Origin of the sequence: Paenarthrobacter sp. CM16 (genome assembly GCF_013179505.1) — a bacterium.
Taxonomy (GTDB): Bacteria; Actinomycetota; Actinomycetes; order Actinomycetales; family Micrococcaceae; genus Arthrobacter.
In genome coordinates, this window is sequence record NZ_JABMCX010000370.1 from 1 (window position 1) to 3,883 (window position 3,883).

A 3,883-nucleotide genomic window follows, 5' to 3' on the forward strand; every position below is an offset into this window, starting at 1 on the left:
GCTTCAAGCAGGTTATGGATCTGTACGGCGATGATGTCGAGCATCTCCCCGGGAGCGTGACTGCCTGACCCTTGAAGGGTTTTCTGTGCCACGAGACGGCCGGTGAAGTCGGCCAGGACTATGGAACTGGTGCATCGATCCATCTGGACGCCCACGGCGTAATGGGCTTGGGCGCAGAGCTGGAGGAGGCGCCGCGGTTGCCCGCCGGTTGAGCGCGCCTGTCCCACTTCCTGCACCAGGCCGTCGTCGAGCAGTTCGCGGATCACATTGGTGATGGTTCCGGGGGTGAGGCCGGTAGCGCCCACAAGTTCGACCCTGCTGACAGTTCCGCGGGTGCGCATGATGTCCAGCAGCCTGGCCTTGGTTGAGGCGGCCGGGGGTGGATGCGTGGTGATGGTAGTCACTCTTTCCTTTTCGGTCGGATGCCTGAGATTCGTTTCCATAATAACTTGACTGACTTAATTTAATCACCTAACTTTTTCATAGGTCGTGATCCACGGCACATAAAAACCCCAGCCGGTCACAGCGGTCCGGCTAGATGAAAGGGACCAGAGATGCTCCTCACCTCTCGAAACCGGGCTGCCGGCTTCCGGCGCAGTACCCTCGCTTTGGCTGCCGGTGCAACGGCACTGGGCTTCCTCCTCAGTGGCTGCTCAGGCGGCGGAAACTCTGAAGCAAACGACTCCACGCTGATCGCCTACACCGGTCAGGCCGGCGATTACCAAATCAACTTCAACCCTTTCTCCCCCTCGCAAGTTGCTGGGCCGGGAGCAATCTTCGAACCGCTCTTCTACCAAAACAAGGCTTCGGCCGACGCCAAGCCCGAGCCGTTGCTGGGCATGGAATACGCCTGGAATGCGGCCGGTACAGAGCTGTCCGTGACCCTCAGGGAGGGTGTGAAGTGGAGCGATGGCGAAGCTTTCACGGCAGATGACGTAGCCTTCACGTTCAACCTCCTTAAGCAGCATCCGGCCCTGAACAGCTTGGGCTTCAAGGGCATGGTGAACGTGGTGGACCAGAACCACATCACGTTCGTTTGGGACACTCCGGCCTTCGTCACCGGACCGGACATCCTCACCCAGGCCGTGATCGTTCCCGAACACATCTGGTCAAAGATCAACCCTGAAACCGACGTCGTGGAAAAGCCTGTGGGTACCGGCGCGTACCAGCTGGCCGACTTCAAGCCCCAAGCGTTCACCCTTAAAGCCAACCCCACCTACTGGGGCGGCGAACCAGCCGTCAAGAACGTCCGGTACATCGCGCTTTCGGGCAACACCGCCGGCGCCGACGCTATCGCCTCGGGCACCATCGACTGGCAGACGGGGCCTGTTCCGGACATCCAAAACGTGTCCAAGAACTTCCCCAAGTATGAAAAGCAGACAGTCGCCCAGAGCCAGCAGGTCCTCGCCGCCTGCGCCAATGTCCAGCTGGGCTGCACGGGACCGCAGACGGATCCTGCCGTCCGCAAAGCCCTCTACCTGGCCATTGACCGAACCCAGCTCAACAAGCTGGCCTACGAAAACACGGCCTCACCCATCTCGCCGTCGTTCGCCCTGACAGATACGCAGTCCGAGTGGATCTCGACGGCGGTCAAGCCCGCCGTTGCCCCCGAAACGGCAGACGCCTCCTCCGCGCAAAAGACCCTGGAGGCCGCCGGTTGGGCCAAGGGCAGCGATGGAATCTATGCCAAGGACGGCCAAAAGCTGACCCTGACCGTTGAAGTCGTCACTGGCTGGACCGACTACATCACGGCGATTCAAACCATTTCAGAGCAGGCCAAGGCGGCAGGCATCGACGTTCAGGCTTCACAATCTTCCTGGAACGAGTGGACGGACAAGCGGACCAAGGGCAAGTTCCAGCTGGCCATTGACTCCCTCTACCAAGGGCCGGCCGCTGACCCGTACTACGTCTATAACTACTTCTTCTCCTCCGCCACTTCCGCCCCTGTGGGGCAGTCGGCAGGAACAAACTATGCGCGGTACTCGAACCCCGTAGTCGATGCGGCTTTGGAAACAGTCAAGAATCTGCCCTTCGACAAGAAGGCGGAACGGCAGCAGCAGTTCGACATCATCCAGTCAGCCATCGTTGAGGACATGCCCTACATCCCGGTTGTCACAGGCGGCACCACCAGCATCTGGAACAAGGCCAAGTTCAGTGGCTGGCCCAGCGAGGACAACATGTACGCCTTCCCCGCAGTGTGGTCCCGCTTGGACGCGGCACAGATCTACAAGTCCCTCAAGCCCGCCGAAGGCTAAACCGTGAACTACGTCATCCGAAAATTGGGCTTCTATGCCGCAGCTCTGTGGGCGGCACTGACCCTGAACTTCATCATTCCCCGGCTGCTTCCCGGCAACCCCGTGGACATCCTGCTGGCAAAGCTTCAACAGCGGGGAGGAAACATCACCGAGGAGACCCGAAAGTCCTACGCCATCCTCCTGGGCGGCGACGATACCCAGCCCATCCTGGCCCAGTACTGGACCTACCTGGTCAACATCTTCCAGGGCGATCTTGGGGTGTCCATCAGCTACTTCCCGGCCAAGGTAACAGACGTCATCGGAGCATCCATGCCCTGGACGGTGATTCTGGTGGGCGTTTCCACCATCATCGCAGCCCTCCTGGGGATCCTGCTCGGCGCCTTTGTGGGCTGGAGGCCGGGCACGTGGTTGGACTCATTGGTTCCGGCAACCACGCTCCTTGCAGCTGTTCCCTACTTCTGGCTGGCCCTGGTCCTGGTCTACATCCTGTCCCGTGGACTGGGATTGTTCCCGGGACAAGGCGGCTACAACGTGGTGCTGGACCCCGGCTTCAACGGGCCCTTCATCCTCTCGGCAATAGAACACGCGATCCTGCCGGCGCTCACCATTGTCATCGCCTCCCTCGGTGGATGGTTGCTGGGGATGCGCAACATGATGGTCTCCACACTGTCCGAAGACTACGTGCTGACGGCCCGGGCCAAAGGACTTCCGGATCGCTGGATCCTCCGTAACTACGCAGCCCGCAATGCAGTTCTCCCATCCGTAGCTGGATTTGCCATCTCATTGGGGTTCGTCGTCTCGGGATCCGTGGTGACCGAACAGGTCTTTTCCTACCCGGGAATCGGATCCCGGTTGCTGGCAGCAGTAACCAACAACGATTACGCACTCATGCAGGGCGTGTTCCTCTACATCACCATCGCTGTCCTGGCAGCGAACCTCCTGGTCGACCTCCTCTACAGCCTGGTCGATCCCCGCACACGGGCCAGGGGCTAAGGAGCAGATTCACATGACCAACATTCAATCCATGACGGGACAGGCGCCGGCCGATCCCACGGACGAGCTGGCCACCATTTCGCGGGGCCGCGGCCAGCGCCCCAAGCCGGCTTGGCGCCTCATGCTCCCCACCCCTACTCCCTGGTTGATCACGGGCTTGGTCCTTATCGGATCCATCATCGTGTTCGGAGCCATAGGTCCGCTGTTGGTGGGCGACCCCGCAGCCATCAGCAACGTGGGGCTCAGCGGTCCCTCCGCAGAACACTGGCTGGGCACCACCCAAACCGGCCAGGACGTCCTGGCCCAGCTTGCGCACGCCACCCGCGGCTCACTTCAGATCGGGTTCCTCGTAGGCGTCCTTGCCACGGTCCTGTCGGCATTCTTCGGCATTTACGGCGCCTACATCGGCGGATTCGCGGATGAAGTCTTCTCCCTGCTTTCCAACGTATTCCTGGTGATCCCCGGCCTTCCGCTGGTCATCGTCATCTCCGGTTTCGTTCCGCGCGAAAGCCGCGGCTTGTGGACCATCGCCGTGGTTCTGGCGTTGACCAGTTGGGCAGCCTCGGCCCGTGTTCTTCGGGCGCAAACACTGTCAGTGAGGAACAGGGACTACGTTGCAGCTTCCAAGGTCTCCG

The 3,883-nt window shown here is 60.9% G+C and carries 3 protein-coding genes and 1 pseudogene; 3 read left to right on the plus strand and 1 reads right to left on the minus strand.

The features are described 5' to 3' along the window. Nucleotides 1-404: pseudogene (locus HP499_RS21860) on the minus strand (sugar kinase); the annotation flags it as partial. 150 nt (nucleotides 405-554) lie between these two features. Between HP499_RS21860 and HP499_RS21865 the strand changes: the two are divergent. From HP499_RS21865 to HP499_RS21875, 3 genes are all read left to right on the plus strand, one after another. Beyond that, entirely contained in the window at nucleotides 555-2,255 is a 1,701-nt protein-coding gene (locus tag HP499_RS21865; protein WP_172326201.1) for an ABC transporter substrate-binding protein, read from the plus strand. Nucleotides 2,256-2,258: 3 nt separating this feature from the next. Further along, entirely contained in the window at nucleotides 2,259-3,248 is a 990-nt protein-coding gene (locus HP499_RS21870) for an ABC transporter permease (protein WP_172326202.1), read from the plus strand. Between the two features lie 13 nt (nucleotides 3,249-3,261). Continuing rightward, nucleotides 3,262-3,883 (plus strand): ABC transporter permease (locus HP499_RS21875; protein WP_172326203.1); only part of this gene is annotated, 622 nt, incomplete at its 3' end.